This window comes from Bradyrhizobium sp. CIR48, assembly GCF_014198315.1.
GTDB lineage: Bacteria > Pseudomonadota > Alphaproteobacteria > Rhizobiales > Xanthobacteraceae > Bradyrhizobium.
In genome coordinates this window covers 319,432-343,919 of record NZ_JACIHG010000006.1, presented here as the reverse complement: position 1 = coordinate 343,919, position 24,488 = coordinate 319,432, and the positions used below count along the sequence as shown (strand labels likewise).

The 24,488-nt window shown below is 61.9% G+C and carries 24 protein-coding genes and 1 pseudogene; 10 read left to right on the top strand and 15 right to left on the bottom strand.

Translation table 11 applies throughout. The features are described 5' to 3' along the window. Window positions 1-365: 365 nt before the first annotated feature. A complete protein-coding gene (locus GGD66_RS20705; RefSeq protein WP_183258840.1) occupies window positions 366-1,526 on the top strand; it encodes an iron-containing alcohol dehydrogenase in 1,161 nt (386 codons plus the stop codon). A gap of 92 nt (window positions 1,527-1,618) precedes the next feature. On the opposite strand, the gene GGD66_RS20700 is transcribed toward GGD66_RS20705, so the two are convergent. The 7 genes from GGD66_RS20700 to GGD66_RS20670 all read right to left on the bottom strand — a co-directional run bounded on the left by GGD66_RS20700 (window position 1,619) and on the right by GGD66_RS20670 (window position 8,339). Beyond that, window positions 1,619-2,230: a TetR/AcrR family transcriptional regulator gene (locus GGD66_RS20700; RefSeq protein WP_183235989.1), complete on the bottom strand. Its 612-nt coding sequence runs from the start codon at window positions 2,228-2,230 to the stop codon at window positions 1,619-1,621. Between the two features lie 118 nt (window positions 2,231-2,348). Then, on the bottom strand, window positions 2,349-3,353 hold the full coding sequence (locus tag GGD66_RS20695) for a nitronate monooxygenase family protein (protein WP_183258839.1): 1,005 nt from the start codon (window positions 3,351-3,353) through the stop codon (window positions 2,349-2,351). Window positions 3,354-3,376: 23 nt separating this feature from the next. After that, window positions 3,377-4,564: an acetyl-CoA C-acyltransferase gene (locus tag GGD66_RS20690; protein ID WP_183258838.1), complete on the bottom strand. Its 1,188-nt coding sequence runs from the start codon at window positions 4,562-4,564 to the stop codon at window positions 3,377-3,379. Window positions 4,565-4,579: 15 nt separating this feature from the next. Continuing rightward, window positions 4,580-5,710, bottom strand: coding sequence for an acyl-CoA dehydrogenase family protein (locus GGD66_RS20685; protein WP_183258837.1), 1,131 nt, complete (start codon window positions 5,708-5,710; stop codon window positions 4,580-4,582). A 24-nt stretch (window positions 5,711-5,734) separates the two neighbouring features. After that, the gene (locus tag GGD66_RS20680; protein ID WP_183258836.1) at window positions 5,735-6,916 is read right to left on the bottom strand and encodes an acyl-CoA dehydrogenase family protein; all 1,182 of its coding nucleotides are present in this window, start codon (window positions 6,914-6,916) and stop codon (window positions 5,735-5,737) included. 13 nt (window positions 6,917-6,929) lie between these two features. Then, complete coding sequence (locus GGD66_RS20675; RefSeq protein ID WP_183258835.1) at window positions 6,930-7,667, bottom strand: SDR family oxidoreductase; 738 nt, start codon at window positions 7,665-7,667, stop codon at window positions 6,930-6,932. Window positions 7,668-7,709: 42 nt separating this feature from the next. Continuing rightward, window positions 7,710-8,339, bottom strand: a complete 630-nt coding sequence (locus GGD66_RS20670; protein ID WP_183258834.1) for a 2-hydroxychromene-2-carboxylate isomerase — start codon at window positions 8,337-8,339, stop codon at window positions 7,710-7,712. Between the two features lie 236 nt (window positions 8,340-8,575). Between GGD66_RS20670 and GGD66_RS20665 the strand changes: the two genes are divergently transcribed. Beyond that, window positions 8,576-9,088, top strand: a complete 513-nt coding sequence (locus GGD66_RS20665) for a helix-turn-helix domain-containing protein (protein WP_018316086.1) — start codon at window positions 8,576-8,578, stop codon at window positions 9,086-9,088. A 106-nt stretch (window positions 9,089-9,194) separates the two neighbouring features. Here GGD66_RS20665 and GGD66_RS20660 read toward each other — a convergent pair whose 3' ends face one another. The 3 genes and pseudogenes from GGD66_RS20660 to GGD66_RS20650 form a co-directional block, all read right to left on the bottom strand. Then, window positions 9,195-10,997, bottom strand: a complete 1,803-nt coding sequence (locus GGD66_RS20660) for an AMP-binding protein (protein WP_246788931.1) — start codon at window positions 10,995-10,997, stop codon at window positions 9,195-9,197. A 108-nt stretch (window positions 10,998-11,105) separates the two neighbouring features. Further along, entirely contained in the window at window positions 11,106-12,305 is a 1,200-nt protein-coding gene (locus tag GGD66_RS20655) for an ABC transporter substrate-binding protein (RefSeq protein WP_183258832.1), read from the bottom strand. A gap of 460 nt (window positions 12,306-12,765) precedes the next feature. Next, window positions 12,766-12,991, bottom strand: a pseudogene (locus tag GGD66_RS20650) (aldehyde dehydrogenase family protein); the annotation flags it as partial. A 79-nt stretch (window positions 12,992-13,070) separates the two neighbouring features. On the opposite strand from GGD66_RS20650, the gene GGD66_RS20645 reads away from it, so the two are divergent. Next, on the top strand, window positions 13,071-13,895 hold the full coding sequence (locus GGD66_RS20645) for an SDR family NAD(P)-dependent oxidoreductase (protein ID WP_183258831.1): 825 nt from the start codon (window positions 13,071-13,073) through the stop codon (window positions 13,893-13,895). 57 nt (window positions 13,896-13,952) lie between these two features. Here the strand turns inward: GGD66_RS20645 and GGD66_RS20640 are convergent, their stop codons facing one another. After that, entirely contained in the window at window positions 13,953-14,690 is a 738-nt protein-coding gene (locus tag GGD66_RS20640) for an efflux RND transporter permease subunit (RefSeq protein ID WP_246788930.1), read from the bottom strand. Here GGD66_RS20640 and GGD66_RS20635 point away from each other — a divergent pair. Both GGD66_RS20635 and GGD66_RS20630 read left to right on the top strand, forming a co-directional pair. Beyond that, a complete protein-coding gene (locus GGD66_RS20635) occupies window positions 14,690-14,857 on the top strand; it encodes a winged helix-turn-helix domain-containing protein (RefSeq protein WP_183258830.1) in 168 nt (55 codons plus the stop codon). The two genes, GGD66_RS20640 and GGD66_RS20635, sit on opposite strands and share 1 nt — an antisense overlap. Window positions 14,858-14,924: 67 nt before the next feature. Beyond that, window positions 14,925-15,668, top strand: coding sequence for a class I adenylate-forming enzyme family protein (locus tag GGD66_RS20630; protein ID WP_409362377.1), 744 nt, complete (start codon window positions 14,925-14,927; stop codon window positions 15,666-15,668). Between the two features lie 187 nt (window positions 15,669-15,855). Here the strand turns inward: GGD66_RS20630 and GGD66_RS20625 are convergent, their stop codons facing one another. The 4 genes from GGD66_RS20625 to GGD66_RS20610 all read right to left on the bottom strand — a co-directional run bounded on the left by GGD66_RS20625 (window position 15,856) and on the right by GGD66_RS20610 (window position 19,724). Then, entirely contained in the window at window positions 15,856-16,833 is a 978-nt protein-coding gene (locus tag GGD66_RS20625; protein ID WP_183258829.1) for a HEAT repeat domain-containing protein, read from the bottom strand. 2 nt (window positions 16,834-16,835) lie between these two features. Continuing rightward, entirely contained in the window at window positions 16,836-17,069 is a 234-nt protein-coding gene (locus tag GGD66_RS20620; protein WP_007593252.1) for a ferredoxin family protein, read from the bottom strand. Between the two features lie 34 nt (window positions 17,070-17,103). Then, window positions 17,104-18,846, bottom strand: coding sequence for a fumarate reductase/succinate dehydrogenase flavoprotein subunit (locus GGD66_RS20615; protein WP_183258828.1), 1,743 nt, complete (start codon window positions 18,844-18,846; stop codon window positions 17,104-17,106). 104 nt (window positions 18,847-18,950) lie between these two features. Continuing rightward, a complete protein-coding gene (locus GGD66_RS20610; protein WP_183258827.1) occupies window positions 18,951-19,724 on the bottom strand; it encodes a ferredoxin--NADP reductase in 774 nt (257 codons plus the stop codon). A gap of 188 nt (window positions 19,725-19,912) precedes the next feature. On the opposite strand from GGD66_RS20610, the gene GGD66_RS20605 reads away from it, so the two are divergent. The 5 genes from GGD66_RS20605 (at window position 19,913) to GGD66_RS20585 (ending at window position 24,483) form a co-directional block, all read left to right on the top strand. Beyond that, window positions 19,913-20,221, top strand: a complete 309-nt coding sequence (locus GGD66_RS20605) for a gamma-butyrobetaine hydroxylase-like domain-containing protein (RefSeq protein WP_183258826.1) — start codon at window positions 19,913-19,915, stop codon at window positions 20,219-20,221. 120 nt (window positions 20,222-20,341) lie between these two features. Further along, a complete protein-coding gene (locus GGD66_RS20600; RefSeq protein ID WP_092261903.1) occupies window positions 20,342-21,118 on the top strand; it encodes a Crp/Fnr family transcriptional regulator in 777 nt (258 codons plus the stop codon). A 181-nt stretch (window positions 21,119-21,299) separates the two neighbouring features. Continuing rightward, window positions 21,300-22,721 (top strand): ABC transporter substrate-binding protein, encoded by a 1,422-nt coding sequence (locus tag GGD66_RS20595; protein ID WP_183258825.1) that lies wholly within the window; start codon window positions 21,300-21,302, stop codon window positions 22,719-22,721. Next, window positions 22,718-23,614, top strand: coding sequence for an ABC transporter permease (locus GGD66_RS20590; protein WP_183258824.1), 897 nt, complete (start codon window positions 22,718-22,720; stop codon window positions 23,612-23,614). The genes GGD66_RS20595 and GGD66_RS20590 overlap by 4 nt, the downstream gene beginning before the upstream one ends. Continuing rightward, the gene (locus GGD66_RS20585) at window positions 23,611-24,483 is read left to right on the top strand and encodes an ABC transporter ATP-binding protein (RefSeq protein ID WP_177237457.1); all 873 of its coding nucleotides are present in this window, start codon (window positions 23,611-23,613) and stop codon (window positions 24,481-24,483) included. The genes GGD66_RS20590 and GGD66_RS20585 overlap by 4 nt, the downstream gene beginning before the upstream one ends. Window positions 24,484-24,488: the final 5 nt, after the last annotated feature.

The following is a 24,488-nucleotide window of genomic DNA, read 5'->3' as shown; positions in this document are numbered from 1 at the left end:
AACGCCGAAGACCATCGCAGCGTTCGGCGTCAGCCTTTCTCGACCAGCCCTACCCGTTTTGCCCTTTCGGTGCACACGAAAGCTGAGTGCACATGCGTAGTGGCCTTCACTCAATTGGCATCAGGAACTGGCGCGGCCGAGTCCGCTGCAAGAGAACATGATGTGGCTGAGACTTTTCGACGGGGCAAGGGCGGCGAAGGGTGATGGAGTGCGAAGCCGGCAAGTCCTCGCCAGTGCGTCGCGTGGAACCTGGCGAAGGCAGTCTAACCCCGAGGTGGTGCGATATTTTTGAACCACTATTGCATGATACTCATAATATAAAAGACTATGTCGGCTTCGACCGCAGTTCCGATGGGAGGATAAAAATGCGCAGCACTGGAGCACACAATTTTCCGGCAATTGATCGCGTGATCTATGGCAGACCGGCGGCTGAGGCCATCAACGAAGAAGCGGAACGACTAAAGGCAACGCGCGTCTTCCTTATCGTCAGCCGCACCTTGAACACCAAGACCGGCGAGATTGAGAAAATCCGGCATACGCTCGGCGACAAGCATGCCGCGACCTTCGACGGAATCGCACAGCACACCACGCGCAAGCAAGCCGCCGAAGTTGCCCTCCACGCCAAGGAAGCCCACGCTGATCTCGTCGTGGCCGTCGGCGGCGGTTCTGCCGTTGACCTCGCCAAGATCGTCATCATGGCGATGGAGCACGATATCCGCGATGAAGCGGGCTTCGATCCGTTCCCCATGGGACCGGGCGTGAGCCATTCCCCGTTCCGCGCGCCTGCAGTCCGACAGATCGCCGTGCCATCAACGCTAAATGGCGGCGAATATAATGCCGCAGCGCTTGTCACCGATGAGCGTAACAAGCTGAAGCAAATATTCTTTCACCCCCACATGATGCCGGTGGCAGTCATCCTCGACCCTGCCCTCACGCTTCACACGCCTTCGAATCTCTGGATGGGATCGGGCACTCGCTCCATGGATCACGGCATCGAAGCATTGTGCTCGCCAGCTGGCACTCCCCTTGCTGACGAAGTGGTTCTGGCGGGTATCCGCAAGCTGCGCGAGGGAATGCTCCGGACCCTGCAGCAACCTGACGATTTCGAGGCGCGCCGCTTGTGTCAATACGGCTCATGGCTTGCGTCCTTTGGACTGCAGGCACGCGTTCCCATGGGCGCAAGTCACGGCATCGGCCACGTGCTTGGCGGGACTTTCGGGGTACCCCACTACTATTGCACGCCCGTCATCATGCCGAGCCTTCTTCGCTATAACAAGCCGTTCACCGATGACGCGCAGAAGCGTTTGGCGGCAGCTTTGGGTGCTCCCGGTGGGGACGCGGCAGACGCCTTTGCGGAGTTCGTCAGGCAACTTGGACTACCGGGCCGCCTCGCCGAGGTCGGCATCGGCGAAGACAAGTTCGGCAAGATCAGCGAAATCGCGATCAACCATCGCTTCGTCAAAGCCAATCCGCGCCCCTTCAACGACCAAGCCGAAATCGTCGATCTGCTGCGAATGGCTGCGTAGCCGCCACGGCTGCGGCCGATGGTGGAGGCACGGTCGTTTGCCTCCGCCATCGGCCTGCACCGCCCTGAAGCCAACATCGGTTAAGACAGGTCTCAATTGTCGGCCGAATGCGCTCTCTCGCAGTCGCACGCAACGGAATTACCCAAAGCCTGCCGTCCGGCCTCCAGCAGGAGGTCAGACAAACGCTTGTCGTCGACCGCACGCGCCAGCACGACCGAACCGACCATGGTCGCAATTGCGCCGGCAGCCGTCTGTCTCACATCCGATGACGGCCTCGCCGAGGTCAACCGCGCGATGATATCGATCATCTTGCCGAGCCCCCTTTCAAGGGTGCGCCGCGCCTCCGGACCCGACCGCCCGATATCGGCCGCCAAGGCCGGCAGCGCGCAGCCCCGCCCCGGATCGTCACGGTGGCGGGGACTCAGGTAAGACTCGACAAGTGCGTCGAATCCCTTCCCGGCGGGCAGCCCCTGCGTAAGACTGAGCCAATGCACGATCGTTCGATCCATGGCCAGGGCGAGCCCTTCGACGACCAACGCATCGCGCGATTTGAAGTAGGCGTAGAAGCTGCCATGCGTCAGATTGGCAAGCTTCATCAGGTCGGCCACACTCAAGCCATCGGCCCCGGCCTGGCGCAGGCCGCGGGAAGCGCTTTCGACGATGCGTCTGCGGGTATGCTGCCCATGGTCCTTTGCGTAACGCATCGCCTGCTCCGGGATGGCCCAAGATATTCGCTGATGACGGTCCCATCACGGCCGGAGCTTCCAGCCCGCGCAGAGACGACGAAATGTCGTCTGCAGCGCGGATCGCCAAGCCGTGGCTTCACGCGACCCGGAGATTGGCCCCGCTGTCGGCGTCAAGGAATCCCGTCAGCCTGCCCCTGATCAATCGCTCGGCGTCCGCCATGATGCGGTCGATCAGCTCCTTCACGGTCGGAATATCGCGAATGAGTCCGACGACCATACCGCAGCTCCAGGCGCCCGCGTCCATGTCGCCGTCGATCATCACCCTGGGATAGACGCCCGCCACCTGATCATGGATGTCGTCGATCTTGAGGCTCTTGCCCTTCTCGCGCTCGATTTCGAGCAGATTCTCGACGCCCCTGTTGTTCAGGACTCGCTCCGTGTTGCGGAGCGCGCGCATGACGAGCCTGGTGTCGAGCTCGGACGCTGCGACCAGCGCCTTCTTGACGTTCTCGTGCACCGGCGCTTCCTTGGTGGCGATGAACCGCGTACCCATGTTCATTCCCGCGGCTCCCATCGCCAGCGCCGCAACCAGGCTGCGCGCGTCGGCCATGCCGCCGGAGGCCACGAACGGGATCTTCAATTCTTCGGCCGCACGTGGCAGCAGGATCATGTTCGGCATGTCATCTTCGCCGGGATGACCGCCGCACTCGAAGCCGTCGACGCTGACGGCATCGCAGCCGATCTGTTCGGCCTTCAGCGAATGCCGGACGGAGGTGCATTTGTGGATCACCTTGATGCCGCCCGCCTTCAGCGCCGGCATATACTGTTCAGGGCTGCGCCCGGCCGTCTCGACGATCCTCACGCCGCCCTCCCTGATGGCAGCGATGTACTCCGGATAAGGCGGCGCGCTGAAGGTCGGCAGGAACGTCAGATTCACGCCGAACGGCCTGTCCGTCATGTCCCGGCAGCGCGCGATCTCCTTGGCAAGCAGTTCCGGCGTCCGCTGGGTGAGGCCTGTGATCAAGCCGAGCCCGCCGGCGTTGGATACCGCGGCTGCCATTTCGGCGAAGCCGACATAGTGCATTCCGCCCTGGATGATCGGATGTTCGATACCGAACAGTTCAGTAATCGCTGTCTTCACGAATGATCTCCCCGCGTTTCCGCTCAGTGGATGATTTCAAACAAGCCCGCGGCGCCCATGCCACCACCGATGCACATGGTCACCACGCCGTATTTCGCCTTGCGCCGCCGTCCCTCGATCAGGAGGTGGCCGGTGAGCCGCGAGCCGGTCATGCCGTAGGGGTGGCCGATCGCGATCGAGCCGCCATTGACGTTGAGCTTGTCCGGATCGATGCCGAGCTTGTCGCGGCAATAGATTACCTGCACCGCATACGCCTCGTTGAGCTCCCAGAGATCGATGTCGTCGATCCTCAAACCATGGCGCTTGAGCAGGCGCGGGATCGCAGCGACCGGGCCGACACCCATCTCGTCCGGCTCGACGCCGGCGGCAACGAAGCCGCGGAAGATGCCGAGCGGCTTCAGCCCCTTGCTGGCTGCAAACTTGCCGCTCGTGATCACACAGGCCGAAGCACCGTCCGAGAGCTGGCTGGCATTGCCCGCGCTGATGGTCTTGCCCTCGAACACCGGCTTGATCTTGGCAAGGCCCTCGGCCGTGGTTTCCGGACGCGGACCCTCGTCTTTCGTGAGCGTCACCTGTTCGTAGGTGACCTCCTTGGTGTCCTTGTTGACAACCGCCATCCTGGTCGTGAACGGCACGATTTCGTCGCTGAAGCGGCCGGCCTGCAATGCGGCACCGACACGGCGCTGGCATTCGAGACTGTACTCGTCCTGCTTGTCGCGGCCGATCCTGTACCGCTCGGCGACGACCTCCGCCGTATCGAGCATCGACATGTACATTTCGGGCTTCATCGCCATCAGCTCGTCGTCGACGGCGTGAAACTTGTTCATGTGCTCGTTCTGCACGAGGCTGATCGACTCGATCCCGCCGCCGATGGCGACTTCGACCCCATCAAGCATCACCGACCGCGCGGCAACGGCGATGGCCTGCAGGCCGGACGCGCATTGCCGGTCAATCGTGGTGCCGGCCACCGTCACGGGCAGGCCAGCGCGGATCGCGCCCTTGCGCGCCACATTCATCACCATGGTGCCTTGCTGCATCGCGCAGCCCATCACCACGTCTTCGACCTCGCCCGGCGCGATGCCGGCGCGCTTCACGGCTTCGGCCATCACATGCCCGGCCATGGTCGGGCCGTCCGTGTCGTTGAGCGCGCCACGATAGGCCTTGCCGACGGCCGTCCGGGCGGTGGAAACGATGACTGCTTCAGTCGTCATGCTGACCTCTTCTCTTTACGCGGCCGCATCCAGCTGCGCGTAGCGCAGCACGTGGAATGCGGGATCGCCGAACTGGATGTTGATGGAGGAGATTCGTTTGAAATAGTGTCCGACGTTCAGCTCGTCGGTCATTCCCATGCCGCCGTGAAGCTGCACCGCGTGGTCGGCTACGAACTTTCCGGCATAGCCAATCTTCGACTTGGCCCCGGAGGCGAGCCGCGACAGGCCTGAATCACCGGCGTTGAGGCTGAGATTGAGATGCTGCATCAGGGAGAGCGCCTCCTGATGGGCAATGAACATGTCGACCATGCGATGCTGCAATACCTGGAAGGAGCCGATGGTGGTGCCGAACTGCTTGCGGGTCTTCGAATAGTCCAGCGTTGCGGCATTCAACTCGCCGATCGCGCCGACGACCTCGGCGCAGAGTGCGCCGATCGCGCGGTCACGACAGGTTTCCAGCGCGGCAACGCCCTCGCCTTCTGCTCCCAGCAATTGACCGCGGACCTCGCGTAAACTGATCTCGGCGGCGCGGCGTCCGTCGATCGACTTGAAGCTCTGGAGATTGACACCCGCGGCATGGCGCTCGACCACGAACAGGCTGACGCCGCCGCGGTCGCGATTATCGCCGGCGGTCCGCGCCGAGACGATCAGATGATCCGCCCAAGGCGCTGCCATCACCATGGTCTTCTCGCCACTCAGAACGTAGTCGCCTCCCTCACGCCGCGCCTTGGTCGCGACATTGGCGAAATCAAACCGGGAGGCTCTCTCGGTCCAGGCCAGCGCCCAGATCCTGGAGCCGTCGATGATGCCTGGAATGAATCCCTGCTTCTGCTCGGACGTACCAAGCCGCTCGATCAGGCCGCCGGCGAGCACCACCGTTTCGACGAAAGGCTCGACGACGAGGTGACGGCCGAACTCCTGCATAACGATCATGGTCGACAACGGACCGCCGCCGAGGCCGCCGGCGTCCTCGGAAAACGGCGCAGCGAGCAGGCCGAGCTCGGCGAAGACCTTCCACCGCGTCCGGCTGAACCCCTCCTCGCTCGCCACGATCTTGCGTCGCGCCTCGAAATCATACTGGTCGCGCAGAAGGCGCTGAACGCTGGATCGCAGTAATTCCTGCTCTTCCGTGAACTGAATATCCATCCGATCCTCCCGATCCGCCTTTGCTTAGAGCCCGAGCACGGCTTTGGCGATGATGTTTCGCTGGATCTCGTTGGACCCGCCGTAGATGCTGAGCTTGCGCGCGTTCAGATATTTCTCGGACGCGGTGTGGCCGTAGTCCGGGCCCGGCATGAAGCGGTTGGAGCTGATCGGATGCTCGCGGATCGCAAGACCATAATTGCCGATGGCGCGGTGCGTGAGCTCGGTGATGTCCTGGAAGATCTCGGTGCCGCGGATCTTGAACAGCGACGCCGCCGGACCGGGATCGATACCACGCGCCATCTGGGCGACGACGCGCAGTTCGGTCGCCTCCAGCGCCAGCACGTCCAGCTCGACGCGGGCGATGTCGCGTAGAAATTCCAGATGCGCCGGATCGTCGGCCGGTATCTCGGCCTTCACGATCTGCTTCAGCTTCCGGAGATAACGGGTGGACCGGCCGATGCCCGCCATGCTGGTGCGCTCGTTGCCGAGCAGGAATTTGGCGTACGTCCAGCCCTTGTTCTCCTCGCCGACCAGGTTCTCGACGGGCACCCGAACGTTTTCGAGAAAGACGTCATTGACCTCGTGACTGCCGTCGATCGTGATGATCGGCCGCACGGTGACGCCGGGCGACTTCATGTCGATCAGCAGGAAGGAGATTCCGGATTGCGGCTTCACATTCGGATCGGTTCGCACCAGGCAGAAGATCCAGTCGGCGTGCTGTGCCAGCGTGGTCCAGGTCTTGTGCCCGTTGACGACGTAGTGGTCCCCCTCGCGCACCGCCTTGGTTCTGACGGTTGCGAGATCGGAGCCGGAGCCTGGCTCGGAATAGCCCTGGCACCACCAATCCTCGCCGGACAGAATTCGCGGCAGAAACTTCTTCTTCTGCGCCTCGTTGCCGAACGTGTAGATCACCGGCGCGACCATGGTCACGCTAAAGGCAAGCGGCGGCAGCGTTCCCGCCCGGGAGGTTTCCTGCTCAAAGATGAACCGCTGTGTGACCGTCCAGCCCGGCCCGCCATACTCCTTGGGCCACAGCGGCGCGATCCAGCCCTTCTTGTGGAGGATCCGGTGCCAGAGCAGTGACTGCTCCTTGGTCAGGTCGGTCTCCGGATTGGGAACGCGCATCTCCGCCGGATAATTGTCCGCGATGAAGGCGCGCACTTCATCGCGGAAAGCCGCGTCCTCGGCAGACAGCGCAAGCTCCATCGTAAGGGCCTCCTTACCACTTCTCGCCGAAGGGGCGGATTTCCAGCTCGAACGTCCACGCGCTCTTCGGCTGCTGATAAAGCTGCCAATAGGACGCAGCGACGGACGACGGCGGCATCAAGAGATCGGGATCGTCGAGAGCATTCGGACCGAGCGCCTCGAGCCGGCGCTGCCGCACCCATTCCGTATCGACGCCGGAATCGATGATGAGATGCGCGACGTGAATGTTCTTGGGGCCGAGCTCGCGCGCCATCGCCTGAGCCACCGCCCGCAGGCCGAACTTCGCGCTGGCAAAGGCGGCATAGCCGCTGCCGCCGCGGAGAGACGCTGTCGCGCCGGTGAAGAAGATGTTGCCGCCGCCGCGAGGCAGCATGAGCCGCGCGGCTTCGCGGCCGGCGAGAAAGCCGGAATAGCAGGCCATCTCCCAGACCTTGCGGAACACCCGCTCGGTCGTATCGAGGATCGGAAAGTTGACGTTGGCGCCGATGTTGAAGATGCAGACCTCCAGCGGCGCTTGCTGGTCGGCATCAGCGAGGAAGGAGATAACCTCCTCCTCCTTGCGGGCATCGAGCGAGCGCGCGTGGATTTCGCCTCCGGTGGCCTCGATCTCCTTGACGAGCGGCTCGAGCTTGGCGCCGTTCCGGCGCCCGGCAAACACCGTGAAGCCCTCAGAGGCGAACTTCTTGGCGATCTCGCCGCCGATATAGTCGCCGGCACCGATCACTGCGACAGTTGCGTTTCTCTTTTGCACGGATCGTCTCCCGGTTGAATTGAACTTCGTTAACTCGGCAGCTTATGCCGTCCTTGCGACTGGCCTCGTTTGCTCGAGGATGGACTCCTCGACGTCACGAAGCTGATCCTTGCCGAAGAACATCTCCTTGCCGACGAAGAAGGTTGGTGAGCCGAACGCGCCTCGGCTGACGGCATCGTTGGTCAGATCAATCAACCTCTTCTTGACGTCGTCCTGTTGGGCGCGAGCGATCAATCTGTCGATATCGAGCCCCGAAGCGATGAACGCATTCCGGAAGATTTCGAGGTCATCCATCTTCTTCGGCTCCTCCCACATATGGTGATAGGCCGCACGAAAATAGGACTCGAACACACCCTCGAACTGGGCCGCCACGGCACCCCGCATCAGCATCAGCGTGTTGACGGGAAAGAAGGGATTCTGGCGGAATTTCGTGACGTTGTGGCGGCGGATAAACCGCTGGGTCTCGAGCGCCTGATATTCCGGCTTGTTCTTGATCCCACGAAGCGAGTCGAACGGCGACATATTGCCCGTCGCCTTGTAGATGCCGCCGAGCAAGACCGGAACATAATCGAATTTCGCACCGGTGCGCTGCTCGATGCCCGGAATCGCCACCTCTGCCAGATAAGCGTTCGGACTGCCGAAATCGAACTGGAATTCAATCTTCAAGGTCATCTCGGCTCCTCCCGCGGAACATGTGCTTGCCCTGGCGATCCCGTCGCCGGCCTGACTTTCCTCAAACATACAGTTCTAAAATAGAACTGTCAAACCCTCCCGCAATCTGCTGCTGTCGTCTTGGCTGGAAGGGTATTGTTTGGAGTTTAGTACCTATCTAGAATGGCAAATCCCGCGCCGGCCTCCGCAACGATTCGAGACGAGGTCCGTGCCGCGGCGGCGACTGGAGTGCATGGATGAAGTGGAAGGAACTCGAGGAAGAGCCGTGCTCGATGGCCCGCACTATCGGCGTGATCGGCGACCGCTGGACTCTTCTGATCCTGCGCGAGTGTTTTCTGCGCACGCGCCGCTTCGAGGGATTTCAGTCGGCACTCGGAATCACGCGGCATTTGCTTGCCGAACGTCTGAAGAAATTGGTTCGGCAGGGCATTCTGCGCCGCATTCCCTACCAGGAATCCCCCAAAAGGCACGAATATATCCTGACCCAGAAGGGGCTCGATCTGTATCCGATCATGATGGCAATCGTGCATTGGGGCGATACTCACATGGTCGACGAGCGCGGCCGCCCCCTGCTGCACCAGCATCGCAAGTGCGGAAAAGATTTTGATCCGGTCATGGTGTGCTCCGAGTGCGGCGAGCCGCTGTCGGCCAAGGAGGTTCATACTCATCCCGGGCCGGGTGCTCGCAGCGCCCCGGCGGCAGTGGCGCCGACGACCTCGAAAACAAAGGCGCGCTCGCGGGCCGCCTGAGGCCTGCACCGAAGCCGTTCCGCGGCAAACAATCCCGCAGAAGGTACCGGCAGACGCGATCTGGCGGCAGGGAGTCCGTAACGGCCGCACAGCGACAAGCTCGCTCTTAGACCCGGATCACGTCGGCGCCAGCCTCAAGTGTGTAGAGACGCTCAACATGCTCGGATCGAACTTTCAGCACAGCGCGTTGGTTGACATAGGCCTTGTCGGTGATCTCTCCTGCCGCCATTGATGGCGGATCTTTCAGCAGAACGAAGGAGCAGATCCGTTCGCTGCTTCCGACAGTCTCGTTGTAGTCCCGAAAGCGATCCTGCAGGAATCCGACCACGGCGGGATCCGAGGTCAAATCCGCACCCGGAGTTTTCGAGATTCGCGCGGCCTCCGTGGGGTTCAACCAGCAGAGCAGCGCGCACGCCTCACGATTTTCGCCCGCGACCACCATGTCGAGCAAGACACCGCGCGTTGCGGCCAGGATTGCCGCGCGCATATTGCCGATCGAGACCCAGGTCCCATTCGCAAGCTTGAAGTTCTCGGAAATTCGACCGGTAAAGCGTAGCCCGAGCTCAGGCTTCTGCGGATCCAGAAACGAGACAGTATCGCCGATGCGATAAAAGCCTTCCTCGTCGAAGGCCATTTCCGTCAAATCCGGTCGCCCGAGATAACCCGGCGTGACGTTGGGTCCCTTGACCCTGACCTCGTAAGTATCCGAGACCGGAATGAGCTTGAGCCGCAGTCCCGGCGCGGGAAGACCGATCTCGCCGGGTCGATCTGTCGCCCAATGGGTCGTACTGATGGTCGGGGCGGTTTCGGTCGTACCGTAACCCGACATGACCGGAATTCGCCGGCCGGTCACCGAGAGTGTCAAGCGATAGAGCTTCTCCAGCGTGTCCTTTGAAATTGCAGCGCCGGCATAGCTCATTCGGTCCATCCGCTTGAATACACTGGCGCCCAGATCGAGATCCCTCTCGACCGCGTCACACAGGAGATTATAGCCGGCAGGCACGTTGAACATGGCGGTCGGCGACACTTCCTTGAGATTGGCGACCGTCTTGTGAAAGAGCTGCGGCAGCGGACGGCCGTCGTCGATATAGAGCGTACCGCCGTTCTTGAGGATGCCGTGAAGAATGACGTTGCTGCCCATCGTGTGGTGCCAAGGCAGCCACTCCACCTGGACTGGCGCAGCCGGAGGAGACACGAGCTGGCTGCCCATTTGCAGGGAGCTTGCCATCATGCGATGGGTGTTGAGCACGCCTTTCGGAAAGCCTGTCGAACCCGACGTGAAGAGTATCTTGGCGACAGCGTCGCACGAGACCGCACGAGATGCCCCGGCAAATCCGTCGCACGCGGTTTTGGCTGTCAGGGTCTGGAAGGGTACCGTGTCCGGCGCGCCATCGACACTGATCCAGGTCGCGGCCGCCAATTCCGGAATAGTGCGGCCTGCGGAAAACTCACGTCCGCTTTGGACGAACACGAAGCTCGGGCGCAGCACTTCGGCAATGTCCTTGAGACGAGCAAGTCCACCGGGCATCAGCGTGTAGTTTGGCGATATCGACGCCAGGATGACCCCGATTGACATCGCCGCAAACGAAACCACGGCGTTCTCGATCGAGTTTCCGGAGAGGATGGCCAGCTTGTCCGCTGGCTTTGCGCCCAGATCGAGCAAACTCTGGCCCACCGCCTGGACCTGAGACCATGCCTCGCCGTAGGTGATCTCGTCCCACCCGCCTTTCGCATTGCGCTGCGCGAGGAATATCCGGTCCGGCGTGGCGCTCGCCCAACTCGGCAAGAAGTCCGTGATACGCCAGTCACACGGCTTCCACTCGAGGGGCGAACTCAATATGAGCGCGCCATCTGGTCGGCGCTCGATTGAAACCTCGCGCGGCGCAAACGTCAGTGCCTTCGTCGACATCGAATTGATCTCCTGAAGTACCGGGATGGCGATCGCACCCGTTGCGCTCAAGTCGCGCAGGACGACGGCGCCGGCTCAATGCCGCTCCGCCCCTCGCCTGTTACCTGCTCATTCGGACCTGGCGTCCAGCACCTCTCCGAAGGCTTCCCAAGTCGATCCGGTCCATCGCTGCAGGCGCATCTGAGTCCAGATCATGTTCTCGGTTTCGCTGGTGCTGATCTTGATGCCCGGCAGTGCGGTCGGGACGACGAAGTCCCGGAGGTTCTTGGCCTGCGCCAGGATGTTCTTGCGGGACAGGTCATCCCCGCATTGCTTCAGGATTTGCTCGAGCAGGATGCCTTGCTGATAACCGGTGAGATAGCTGCCGTTGGTGATATCGACGCCGGGTAGATATTTGTCGATAAACGCCCGATAGGCTTGCATGCCGGGATCATCTTTCCACTTCGGATCCACGACATCCTTGTTGATGGTGCCGACGATCACGCCAGTCGACTTGTCGAGGCCGGCCGGCGTGAGCGTGCCCCCAACCGAACCGGACGGAAAGTTGATGATCACGGTCGCCTTCCAGCCGATCAAAGAGGCCTGCCGGATCGCCTGCGCAGCGAATTTCGGCGTGCCCGCGATCATCAGGGCATCCGCACCGGAGCTCTTCAGGTTGGTGATCTGCGAATCGACGGTCGGTTCAGTGACCTCGTAGGACGCGGTGACGACCCTGCGATCGTAGTCCTTGCCGAGAAACGCCTTGAAGGCGTTGACGTAGTCTTTTCCGAGGTCGTCATTCTGGTAAAGGATCGCATATTTGGCGTTCGGCAGGGCCTTCGTGAGGTATTTTGCGTAGATCTTTCCCTCGGTATCGTAGCTGACGAGGCCTGTCGTGATCAGCGGGTAACTGGCGACGTCGGTGAACTTGGACGATCCGCTGACGATCGCGATGCTGGGCACCCCTTTCGACTTCAGGTATTTTGACGTTGCCGAAATGGCGGGAGTGCCGAGCTGGCCGAACATGAATGCAACTTCATCGCTCTCAACGAGCTTGCGGACCTGCTCCACCGCCTTGGGCGGGCTATAGGCATCGTCATAGGCGACGTAATTGATCCTGCGGCCGCTGATGCCGCCGCGATCATTCAGGGACTGAATGTAGGCGATCAGCCCCTTGCCCACGAGACCGATCGATGAAGCCGGTCCGCTGAACGGAAACACCCCGCCAATCTTGATTTCGGTCGCCGTAACCCCGGGCTCGTCGGCCGCGAATGCCGGGCTGCCCAGCAGCACGAGCAGAACGGCAAGACTCTTCCATCTCGGCAACATCGGCATCCTCCCTGATGCGCACTCTTCCGGTGCGCCGTGTAATTTCTATGTGTCTCTAACGGCTCGCGAGGCGTCATGCCGTGCGAAATCGAGCGCGCTCGCCAGGCGTCGATGGCCAAGCGCGTCAACCGTTGCGGCTCTTGGATCGGCCGCCTCATTCTCCAAACTTACAGTTCTTTTTTAGAACTCGTCAAGCACTAGATGCATCTCCCCTTACAAAGGACGAGGCGCTTGGGATTTTGTGAGGAGTTATACGTTTGGTGCGGTAAATTCTGAGCCACCGGCTGGTATCGATGCCCAGTTACGGGGGATGCCCGCTCAGCCCGGATATCGCGCGTTACAATATCTGGTTACTTAATTCTATTATTGAACTTACAATTAAAGAAAAACCCGTGATTTGTCCTACCGCCGAACGATGAGCCTCGCCCAGGCGGCAACACGGAGTCTGGGACCATCGCACCTACAGACCGGTCTGGCTGATAAACTTGGTGTTGAGGTAGGCTTTCCATGGCCTCGGTGCCCCCTTCCGAGCCGTAGCCGGAATCCTTGATGCCACCGAACGGCACTTCGGGCAAAGCCAGACCGAAGCTGTTGATGGACATCATGCCAGCTTCAATCGCCGAACCGATCGCGGTTGCAGTCTTGGTCGAGCTGGTAAAAGCGTAGGAGGCAAGACCGAACGGCAGGCATTAGCTTCCTCGAGTGCAGGCGCTGGCGATCGGCCTCGACCTCGCGGCCGACTGACAATTCATAACGGAGAAGATCATGGCATCGCATGGCACTACGAAAATTCTGGCCGGCAAGGTTGCGCTGGTGACGGGCGCTGGACGCGGGCTCGGCCGCGCATTTGCGGAGAAGCTTGCCGCGCTCGGCGCTGACGTCGCCATCCACGGCATGCGCGAGAACGGGCCGGCGGAATATGGCGAGGGCACCACGCTGACCGCGGTGGCCGCGGAGATCGGCAAGGACTATGGCGTCCGCAGCCAACGCGTGCTCGGAGATCTCACGGAGGGAGAGGATATCGCACGCGTGATCGCCGAGACGGAAGGCGCGCTCGGCCCGATCGACATCCTCGTGCACAATGCCGGCGGCGATATCGCCGCTGCCGGCGGCAAGCCCGATCCAAACGACGCCGTGCACATCAGGGAAGCCGACGTGCGCGCGGTGCTGGAACGCAATTTGCTCTCGACCATCCTGACCTGCCAGGCGGTCGCGAAGGGCATGATGGAGCGGCGGCGCGGCCGCATCGTCACGCTCGGCTCGGTCGCCGCATTCAAGGGGCGCACCAACGGCTCGATCTATGCAGTGGCGAAGGCCGGCGTGACGCATTACACGCGTTGCCTCGCCGACCAGCTCCGCGCTTACGACATCGCGGTCAACTGCATCGCGCCAGGCGACACCCGCACCGGCCGATTTCTCGGCACCCGCGCAGTCGATCCGGGCCGGATGGTCGAGACCGGCACGCTCGACCGCATCGCCACCGTCGACGAGGTCGCGCGGGTCGTCGAATTCTTCGCCGGACCCATGGGCGCCTTCGTCTCGGGTCAGGTGCTGCGCATCGACGGTGGCGGCCAGGCATGGCCGGCGTGAGCTCCGGTGTGCATGCTCAAGGCCGACCCGACGCCTGGCTTCAAATGGATCACCGGTTCACCTAAAGCTTCTGCGAAGGCTTCTCCCGACCCAACGCTCGAGGTCGTCCATCACCGTGTAAAAGGCGGGCACGTATACCAAACTGAGAATTGTCGAGCTGAGTCCACCGATCACGGCGATCGCCATCGGCGCCCGCCTCTCGGCATCCGCTCCCATGCCCAGGGCTATGGGCAACATGCCGACGCTCATAGCTATGGTGGTCATCACGATCGGCCGAGCTCGTTTCCGAGCAGCGTCCAACAGAGCCTGCGTGCGATCAAGGCCACCATCGCGCCGGGCCACGATCACGTACTCGACGAGAAGAATCGAGTTCTTCGCCGCGATTCCCATGAGCATGAGCATTCCGATCATGACCGGCAAGGACATCGACATCCGCGTCATCAGCAACGATCCCAGAGCACCTCCGATCGCCAGTGGCAGCGCGGTGAGAATGGTCACCGGCTGAACGAAGCCATCGAAGAGCAAAGCGAGAACGACGAAGAGCAGAACGATGGCCGATCCAACCGCGAGCTTGAACCCATCGAACAGCTCCTGCATGCGTTCGGAATCGCCTGCGGGCTTGTAGAATACTCCCGCCGGCAGCCCCCTTATCGACGGCATCTGAGCCACCAAGTCCTCCGCCTCACCTACCGTCAGGCCACTCAGTTCCGCTTCGACCGTTTCGCTTCTGGTGCGATCGGTCCGCTCGATCTGGAGCGGACCCGAGCCAAAGCTGATATCGGCAATGGCGGACAATGACACGCGGGCGCGACGGAGACGTCCTCGACAGATCCATCGATGTGCTGATCAGTCGACTGCGGCGCAAACTTTCAGAGAATGGCGCGAACCACATTTTCAAGACGGTGCGCAATGGTGGCTATCAGCTCGCCGCCAAAGTCACGTATCTGGACGAGCACTCTTAAGGCTGCTGCCCCGCAGTCCTCCGGCCAGTGATGCTGGGTTTGAATTCCTGCTTGGTGCGACCGAGGCATGAAGCTGCGGGATCGCGCCGACATCCACGCCTCTGGTCGGCTCATCGAAGATGATCAGCGACGGCGGCGCGCCGATGCCGGTTGCCCCATCGAGATGCTGGCGGCGAAACTGCCGCATCTGCAGCTGCTCAACGCCTATGGGGCAACTGAGACAACCTCGCCCGCGACCATCATGCCGCGAACGCAGTGGCGCGGACATATCGACAGCGTCGGAATGAGCGTACCTTGCGGCCGGATCAAGGTCGTCGATGACACCGGTATCGAAGTTCCCAGGGGCACGCCGGGCGAGCTGTGGATCGCCGGACCGATGGTTGTCCCCGGATATTGGCAGCGGCCCGATGCGAACCAAAGCGAGTTCGTCGATGGGTTCTGGCGCTCAGGTGACATAGGCACGATGGATGCCGAGGGATTTGCGCGCGTGTTCGACCGCAAGAAGGACATGATCAACCGCGGCGGCTTCAAGGTGTTCAACGCCGAGGTCGAGAATGTCCTCTGCAGCCTGGATGGCGTGCTGGAATGCGCCATTGTCGGTCGTGCCGACCCGGTTCTTGGAGAGCGCGTACATGCGATCGTCGTCGTTTCCGAAGGAATCACGCTTGCGGAGACAGCCGTGAAGGAATTCTGCGCGGAGCGATTATCAGACTACAAGGTGCCGGAAACGATCACGCTGCGCACGACACCGCTGCCGCGCAATGCAAACGGCAAGGTTCTGAAAGCTGAGTTGCGCGAGAGCAAGACATGAAACCGCCCCGATTGTCAGGGGCCTGCAAATCTTGAGACGCCTGCTGACGTTACTGTCGGAAGACTTTCCTTGATCCAGGTGCGCACGTCGTGCAAGCTATTCGACAGGCGGCAGGTGATCGAATTGACCTGGCACGTGTCGCGGCCTGGCACAATGGTGCAATAAAGTTGTACTGGCCCTTTCCACCCTACGACCCCGCCTTCCCCTTGCGCGCAGCGATCTGCTGAAGCGCCCAGCGCGCATTCTTGCGCACGTCGGGATCGGGATCGTTGGCGATCACCACGAGGAATGCCTCGCCCTCGGGGGCGGCGATCTCGCCGAGCGCGGCAGCCGCCTCCTTCCGCAAATTCGCCTGCTCATGGTTGATGCAGTTACCGATCGGACGCAGGGCGCGCTCGACCTTCATCTTGCCGAGGCTGCGGATCGCCTTGAGCCGCACCTGCCAAAACTCGTCGGCAAGTGAGACGATAAGCTGATCGGCGGCGAGCGAACCATTGACGTTGAGCCCGAGCGTCTCGGCTGCCATCTCCCGGACCATCCAGTCCGCATCCCTGAGTGCGCGGGTGATCGTCTCGGCCGCCGGCTTCATCTGCGAGAAGGCGAGCGCGCTCACGGCGGCACGGCGTACATGGGCGTCGGGATCATGGATCAGCGCGGTGAGCGCCGGGATCGATTCTTCGAGCTTCAGGAAACCGATGACGCCGATCGCCTGCACGCGGACGGCCGCGTCACCATCCTGGAGCGCTTCCAGCGCGGGCTTCAGCGTGTCCTTGCGGCGCAACTCCTTGAGCGCGCGCAGCGCGCCCATGCGGACGAAGGCGTGGGCATGCTTGACCAGCGGCAGGATGATTTCGGCGCAGGCGGGATCCTTGAATTCGGCCAAACTGTCGGCTGCGGCCGACGCCACGATTCGCTCAGGATCGACGAGCAGCTTGACGAGTGCACTCGCCGCTTCCCGCCCGTCGAACTCGCCAAGCGCCATCGCGACCTGCTGGCGCACGCCCGCGTCGGGATCTGACACCATGTTGGCGAGATGCGCAACCGCAACCGGATCGCCGGAATGGCCGAGCGCAATGATGGCGACGCGCCGCTCGGCTGGATCTGCGGCTTGCAACCGCTCGTCGGCGTCTTCGAGATCGTCATAGGATTCGAACGGGCTCGACATGACTACCTCAAGAGATAGGGAATGTTCACGGTGACGGCGCCGGTCGGGCAATCAGCCTCGCAGGGCATGCAGTACCAGCACTCGTCATAGGCCATATAGGCCTTGTTGGTCATGTCGCTGATGCGAAGCACGTCGAGCGGGCAGACGTCGACGCAGACGGTGCAGCCCTTGTCGGCGATGCATTTGGCGTCGTCGACGACCACCGGGACCGATGTCTGATAGGACGCGAGAGGCATCGTTGATCTCCTGTTGCTTGTCGTTGGCGGTGGATCAGGCGGTCGCGCGGATGCGCTGCTTGTCGTAGAGATCCTTCTCGTCGTCCGCGATCGGGACGACATAGGGCTCAACCGCGCGCTTCTCACTGGTCATCCTGCCGTTCTGTTTGCTCAGCAAGGTGTGGCAGAACCAGTTCTCGTTGTCCTTCTCCGGGAAGTCCGTGCGCCAGTGATAGAGACCCCAGCGGCTCTCCTCGCGGTAGAGCGAGGCATGTACCGCCATGTCGGCGCAGTCCATGATCGACTGCACTTCAAGCGCGCGGAGCAGCTCGTGTGCGTTACGCGCAATCATGTGTTCCTGCATGTCTTGCCGCGCCTCGGCGAGGCGGCGCATGCCGAGCTCGTATTTGCGCGTGACCTTCGGCGGCTGGAGATAGTCGTTGACGAGACGGCGGGTCTTGTACTCGACCTGGTTCGGCGGAATACCGTCCTCGCGCCTGGTCGGCGCCATCACGCGGTCGCGCTCCCTGGCCACGTCGGCGGCATCGAACTCCGCGAAGTCGTGGCTGTCGGCGAACTCCATCGCATCGATGCCGGCCACTGCGCCGTTGGTGAAGGCCCCGAGCATGTAATTGTGCGGCACGCTCGCCATGTCGCCGGCGGCGTAGAGGCCGGCCACGGTGGTGCGCGCATTGTCGTCGACGAACACGCCGGAGGCGCTATGGCCGGAGCAGAAGCCTATCTCGGAGATGTGCATCTCGATCGAATCGTTGCGGTAATCGACCCCGCGTCCCTGCTGGAACAGGCCACGCGTCGGCCGCTCCACCTTGTGCAGCGTTGATTCGATTTCCGAGATTGTATCCGGGTGGAGATGCTTGAGCTGGAGGAACACCGGGCCCTTACCCGACAGCAGCTCGTTGTAGAATTCGAGCATCATCTGTCCGGACCAGTAATCACATTCGATAAAGCGCGATCCCTCGTTGTTGGCGGTAAAGGCGCCGAAGGGACCGGCGACGTAGGCGCAGGCGGGACCGTTGTAATCCTTGATCAGCGGATTGATCTGGTAGCATTCGAGGTTCGCAAGCGCGGCGCCGGCGTGATAGGCCATCGAATAGCCATCGCCGGAATTGGCAGCATTCTCGTAGGTTCCGAACATGTAGCCGGAGGTCGGCAGACCCAGGCGGCCGGCCGCGCCCATGCACAGGATCACGGCCTTGGCCTTGATCACCAGCATCTCTGCGGTACGCGTATTGACGCTGATCGCGCCAGCGATGCGCCCATCTGCCGACTTGAGCAGACGCGTCGCCATGTATCGATTTGAGATCAGGATGCGGGCACGCCGGAGCTGGCGGTAGAGCGCCTTTTTCACTGTCTCGCCGTTCGGCATCGGCAGCACATAGGTGCCGATATGATGCACCTTCTTGACGGCGTAGTCGCCGTTCTCGTTCTTCAGGAAGCGGATGCCGAAACTGTCGAGTTCTTCGATGATGCCGTAGCAGTTCTGCGCGTATTTATAGACCGCCTTCTGGTCGACGATGCCGTCATTGGCGATGGTGATTTCCTTGGTGTACTGCTCCGGCGTCGCATAGCCGGGAATGACGGCGTTGTTCAAGCCGTCCATGCCCATCGAGATCGCGCCGGAGCGCTTGACGTTGGCCTTTTCGAGCAGGACGACATTGGCCTTCGGATTCTTCAGCTTCGCCTTCAGCGCAGCCATCGGGCCGGCCGTGCCGCCGCCGATGACCAGCACATCGCAGGAAACCTCCGAAAGTCCGTCGACGATCTGATCTAGTGCCATCGCTTGCTCCTGGTTCGCCGGCATTTCCGGCGCCTTTGCATCAGATTTGTTCAGAGGGCGTCTCGGCGATAGCAATTAGTTGTCGCCGGGACGCGATTTGCGCCTCAGCGCTCGACGAAGGCTTTCTCGATTACGAAATGGCCGGGCTGGCTGTAGTTTCCTTCGACGAAGCCGTGCGCGGAGAACATCGCGGGGAGCTCCTCCAGCATCGCCGGGCTGCCGCAGAGCATGATGCGGTCGGTCTCGATATCGAGGCTGCCCTGCCCGATATCGTCGAAGAGCTGGCCCGAGGCGATCAGATCGGTGATGCGGCCACGATTCCTGAACGGCTCTCGGGTGACGGTCGGATAGTAGACGAGCTTGTCGCGGATCAGCGGTCCGAAGAACTCGTGATTGCGGAGGCCTTCGACCACGTGCTCGCCATAGGCGAGCTCGGAGACCTGGCGGCAGCCATGGGCGAGCACGATCGTCTCGTAGTTATCGTAGACGTCGGGGTCCTTGATCAGGCTGGCGAACGGCGCGAGCCCCGTGCCGGTCGAAAGCAGCAGGAGGCGCTTTCCCGGAATGAGGTTGCCGGTGATCAACGTCCCCGTCGCCTTGCGACCGACCAGGATGATGTCGCCTTCGCTGATCTTCTGGAGGCGCGAGGTCAGCGGACCGTCCTGCACCTTGATCGAGAAGAACTCGAGCGCTTCCTCGTGATTGGCACTCGCCATGCTGTAAGCCCGCATCAAGGGCTTGCCCTCGACCTCCAGCCCGATCATGGCAAACTGGCCGTTCTGGAAGCGAAAGCCGGGATCGCGCGTCGCGGTGAAGCTGAACAGGGACTCGGTCCAGTGCCTGACCGACAGAACCGTCTCTTTCTGAAATGGGCTCATCCGCCGTCTCTCCATGCCTCGTTTGCGCACAAGGTTTCGGAGAGACGAGAATCCGGCAACGCGGAAGTGAATTTCCCGGTCGATTAGTTTCACATTTCGCGGGCGATGATCGGAGAGCAGCCGGCGTTGGCAACTAGTTGCTATTCGCGCGCGTCCGCGACGACGTAGAAGGGGGTCGGAGATACGCCATGACCGCGACATTGGTAGCACCGACCGTGGCCGACTACGAAGCGAGCGCCGATCTGGCGACGCTACTCGTCCGCACCTCACAGGATGGCGCGCTGAGCGTCCCTGCCGAAAAACTTCGCCTCTCCTGCAAATGCGCCCACTGCACCCGCGCCCGCTTTGACGGCCGCTTCCCCGAGCAATTTCCCGGCATCGCCATCACCGAGATCGGCGACCTCGGCTATGGGCTGAACATCTCGTTTTCGGACGGGCATAACAGGGGGATTTATCCGAAGCCGTATCTGCTGAGTTTGGCGGGGGATGACCCATAACTGGGGTCGTCATTCCGGGGCGCCCGAAGGGCGAGCCCTGAATGACGCAGAAAGTTAATCACCCCCAATCTGGCACGGACATTGCTCCTCTTTAGAACGATTTGAACGTTCCGGAGGCAGATGATGTTGCAGGCGGCGAATGCGGTTCGCGGGGCTGTTCCCCCGGCAGTCCGGCCTGCAGGCAGCTCCTCGCTGCTGCTCACCGAGAACCAGCAATGGATCGGCGGGCCCCCGCCGCTGATGGACAAGCTCTCCCCACGCGAGCGGGAGCAGGTGCTGAAGCAGGGCCGCCGAAAAGTGCTCAACCGCGGCCAGACGCTGTTCAGCCAGGGCGGCAAGCATGACGGCATCTGGCTGATCGAGAGCGGCCGTATCCGGGTATTCTACACCTCCCCGCTCGGACGCGAGATTACGCTGGCCTATTGGCATGTCGGCAATTTCGTCGGCGGGCCGGAAGTGTTCGAAGGCACCGTGCATCAATGGTCCGGTGTTGCGTCCAGCAATTGCAGCGTCGTGCACCTTCCCGGAAAGGAGCTGCGATCCCTTGCCGTCGAGATCCCGAACCTTGCGATCGGCCTGATCGAAGGCCTGACGTTCAAGGGCAAATGCTATTCGGCTCTCGCGCAGATGCTGGGAACGCGCTCGATCACGCAGCGCCTTGCGCATTTGCTGCTGCATCTCGTCGAGCTCTATGGCGTCGAGGACGCCGATGGCAGGGTGATCGCGGCCGCCTTCACCCATGCCGACATTGCACACATGGTCGGGGCCACCAGGCAATGGGTCACGATCAGCCTGAAGCGGATGCAGGAAAAGGGAATCGTACAGACCAAGCGGTCACAGATCGTGGTCTGCCGGACGGACGTGCTGGAGGAGATGCGCGGCCACGCATCCGACTGACCGAATTTGCGACCATCGCCCCTGCACAGGCAAGCGGCTTTATAGTGCAGAACTGCTCAAGGAGTATGCAATCAGCTTTTCCCGGCAACTAATCGACTGCAGCGCTCATTCCGGATTTGCCCTGTCCGGGCCCTCACCCAATCATGGCAACCACAGCACATCCAACCGAATGAGGATGAGAATGGTCCGCCGTCTTCCCACGCTCTCGATCGCGACGTCGGCGACGTCGCTGGCCCTTCTGGTCGCGCAGCCGGCCTCGGCGGAAACCGTCACGCTCGGCATTGGAACGCAGGATACGACAACCAACACGGTGACCGCCGGTGTCGTCATCCGCCAATTGCACCTGCTCGAGAAATATCTGCCGAAAGACGGCAAATACAGCAACATCAAGTTCGAGCTGGAGTGGCAGAACTTCACCTCCGGCCCGCCCGTCACCAACGCGATGATGGCGAACAAGCTGCAGATCGGCATGATGGGCGACTATCCGCTGATCGTGAACGGCTTCACCTTCGAAAGTAACCCGGAAAGCAAGAGTCGGCTGATCGGTATCGCCGCCTACAGCCTGTCCGGCTCCGGCAACGGCATCGTCGTTCACAAGGACTCGCCCTATTATGATCTCGCCGATCTCAAGGGCAAGCTCGTCAGTGTGCCGTTCGGCTCCGCCGCCCATGGCATGGTGCTGAAGGCGATGCAGGACCGTGGCTACACGTCCGACTTCTTCCAGCTCGTCAGCCAGAGCCCGGAGGTCGGCTCGACCAATCTCCAGGAAAAGAAGATCGACGCCCATGCCGACTTCGTTCCCTTCGCCGAGCTGCTGCCGTTCCGCGGCTTCGCGCGGAAGATCTTTGACGGCGTCGAGACCAATGTCCCGACCTTCCACGGCATCGTGGTCCGCACCGATTTCGCCGAGAAATATCCGGAGGTCGTAACCGCCTATCTGAAGGCGGTCATTGCCGCCAATCAGTGGCTGCGCGACGATCCCAAGCTCGCCGCGGAAAAAATTCAGGAATGGACCGGCATCAGCAAGGAAGTCGTGTACATCTTCCTGGGACCCAGCGGCAACATGACCACCGATCCCACGGTCAAGCCGGCATTGATCGACGCCGCCACCGCCGACGTCAAGGTTCTGCAAAACCTCGGCCGGATGAAGGAATTCGATCCGAAGAAATGGGTCGACGATGGCTATATCCGCAAAGCCTATGCCGAGATGAAGCTCGATTACGACGCTCAGCTCGCGCGCACCAAGAATTACGAGATCGCCGGCGAGGACGCCTTCTGCAAGAAGCCGATCACCGATCCGCGCAAGGCCGGCGAGGTCTGGGTGGATGATGCCGGCATCATGCCGTTTGCGTCCGCGGCGTGCACCTTGGGGGCCTATGCCGACTTCAAGGCCAAGGGCAAGAAGATCAACGTGGCCTACGTCTTCGACACCACGCGCGGCATCAAGCTATTCGCCGACCAGGCCTTCTTTGCGGTCGGCGATGGCGACGTCGCGCCGTTCCTGCTGAAGAAGGACGCAGAAGCCTATGCCGCCAAGATCGGCGGCAAGGTGCTGGGCTTTGACGACGCGGTGAAGATGGCGATCGGCGGAGGCAAGACGTGAGCAGTCCCGCCATCCTCAGACATCCCGAGGACAGCATGCCGGCAACAGCCATTGCGGAGACGGGTCCGGAGCCCGTCGCCACCCCGCCCTCCTTCGGAACGCTCGCGCTGCGCTGGTATCGACTGAACCGCAGCGGCCTGCGCGCGATCGCGATCGGCATCACCTCGCTGCTGGCGTTCCTCCTGTTCTGGCACCTGCTCACGACCTATCGCGTCGTGTTCTTCGTGCGCTTCACCAACGTGCCCTCGCCGCTCGCGGTCTATGCCAGCTTCATCAAGGCGATCCACGATCCCAAATTCCTGATGCACATCGTCTTGAGCTGCCGGCGCATCCTCGTCGGCTTCTCCCTCGCAGCCATCGTCGGGGTGCCGCTCGGTCTGGTGATGGGTCGCTTCAAGCTCGTCCATGAGGTCATCTTCCCGGTCGCCGAAGTGCTGCGACCGATCCCGGCAATCGCGTGGGTGCCGATGGCGATCATGCTGTGGCCGACCAACGAGCAGAGCATCGTCTACATCACCTTCCTCGGCTCGTTCTTCCCGATCCTGGTGAACACACTTCACGGCATGACGCTGGTCGATCCCGTGCTAGTGCGCGCTGCGCAGTGCCTCGGCGCGAGGGAGCGCTCGATCTTCCGCGAGGTGTACTTTCCGGCATCGCTGCCGCACATCTTCACCGGCCTTACGGTCGGCATGGGCGTGGCCTGGGTATCGCTGATCGCGGCCGAGATGATCTCCGGCCAATACGGCATCGGCTACTTCACCTGGGAAGCCTATTCGCTGGTCCAATACGCCGACATCGCGCTCGGCATGATCGCAATCGGCGTTCTCGGCCTGGGATCGAGCCTGCTGATCCGGGGCGCCGGACAATTGGTGATGCCGTGGAGGGCGAAATGAGCGAGATCCCCGCCAAGGCACCGCAAGGCCATATCGAAGTCAGAAGCTTCTCCCTCAGCTATGACAGTATCGAGGGACCGGTCCAGGCCGTCACCGATACACAGATCCATGTGAAGCCAGGCGAATTCGTCTCGATCGTCGGGCCCTCCGGCTGCGGAAAGTCGACGCTGCTCAACGCGGTCGCCGGCTTCCTTAAACCCACCACAGGGATCGTCACCGTCGACGGCGAGCGTGTGAGCGGTCCCAGCGCCGAGCGCGGCATGGTGTTCCAGCAATATTCGCTGTTTCCCTGGAAGACGGTGCGGGAGAACGTCGAGTTCGGGCTGAAGATGCGCGGCATGCCGCGCTCGCAGCGCGAGCGCGCCGCCCGGACGCTGCTCGGGCTGGCGGGCCTGGAAGCCTTCGAGAAGCACTATCCGGAAAAGCTCTCAGGCGGCATGAAGCAGCGCGTCGGCATCGTCCGCGCGCTCGCCACGGGGCCGAAAGTGCTGCTGCTGGACGAGCCCTTCGGTGCGCTCGACGCCCAGACCCGCGTCATCATGCAGCAGATCCTCACCAATATGTGGCAGCGGCTGAAGATCTCGGTGCTGTTCGTCACACACGACATCGACGAGGCGATCTTCCTGTCCGACCGCGTCTACTGCATGACCGCACGCCCCGGCTCGATCAAGGCGGAGATCCCAATTCCGCTGGAACGGCCGCGGCAGCAATCGATGATGATGTCCTCGGAATTCTTGGCGCTGCGCCGCGGGCTGATGTCCCTGATCCGCGAGGAGAGCCTGAAGGCGATGGGCGGCGAGATCAACGACCTTGGCATGCGAGGATTGAACATCGAGCTGCACGGCCAGTCTTTGGCCGAGGTGCTTTAGGGGAA